The following is a 1,009-nucleotide window of genomic DNA, read 5'->3' as shown; positions in this document are numbered from 1 at the left end:
TGAGCCATTCGATTTGCGCGGGCGTTTTGCGAACGTTCCCGAAACGATGTTCGACAGCCGCCAGCATGACATCGCGCACAACGTCGCCGCTATGACCGCCTGTCGTCGCTGCCCAGCTGATCGCTTCGCGGTCACAGCAATCGAGTGCGAACGTCACGCGCAGCGGCGCGCCGTTGTCGCAACGAAACTCGAAGCCGTCAGAGCACCATCGCTGATTGCTTCTGGGCACCGCCACCGTACCTTCATGCCGACGCTCGATGCTCGGCCTCGCAGGCCTCCTGTGAAGCAACAAATCGTGCTGGCGCATCACGCGATAAACACGTTTCGCATTCACTCGAACCTCACACCGCAATTCCCGCTCGCTTCGCAGCAGGCCCCAGACGCGTCGATAGCCGTAGCTGGGCAAGTCAGCAACGAGCAAACGAATTTCGTCGACAATGCCAGCATCATCCGTTTTGCGTGCGCGCCGGCCATCCTGCCAGTCAGCAGTCCGGGCGAGCTTTACCGACACATTTGAGCGCGCTACACCGAGAACGTCACAGACCTGCTTCACTGGCCGTCCCCCGGTAATGAGGGTGAGCGCGCAATCCATTTTCGCGACTTCATGACCTCCACGGCTTCCCGGAGAATCTCGTTCTCCATGGTCTTCTTGCCCAGCAGGCGCTGGAGCTCCTTTATCTGCTTCAGCGCGTCGCTCAACTCGGACGCCGGCACAACTTCTTCTCCAGCGCTCACTGCCGACAGGCTGCCGTCCTGATGCAGCTTGCGCCACTGAAACAGCTGATTCGGATTGATGCCGTGCAGCCGAGCCACCATCGAAACTGTCTTGCCGGGCTCGAACGTCTCCCGAACCATCGCCAGCTTCTCATCAGCCGACCAGCGCCGTCGGCGCTCAGGTCCCGTCAACACTTCCATTACTTCGTTCTTGTTGTTAGTCATATACACAGTCTTATGCCTACCCGCTATTGTAAGTGGGAGACTGTGTCCGGTCTTTCACGGGGCTGTTCCA

1 pseudogene is annotated in these 1,009 nt (G+C 59.3%); it reads right to left on the bottom strand.

Features of this window, described 5'->3' with window-relative positions:
- A pseudogene (locus NCT03_RS33625) lies at positions 1 to 915 on the bottom strand (IS3 family transposase); the annotation flags it as partial.
- Positions 916 to 1,009 lie beyond the last annotated feature (94 nt).

Source organism: Caballeronia sp. GAWG1-1, from assembly GCF_023631465.1.
Lineage (GTDB): Bacteria > Pseudomonadota > Gammaproteobacteria > Burkholderiales > Burkholderiaceae > Caballeronia.
The sequence above is the reverse complement of the archived record's forward strand: the minus strand, read 5'-3'. Positions and strand labels throughout refer to the sequence as shown.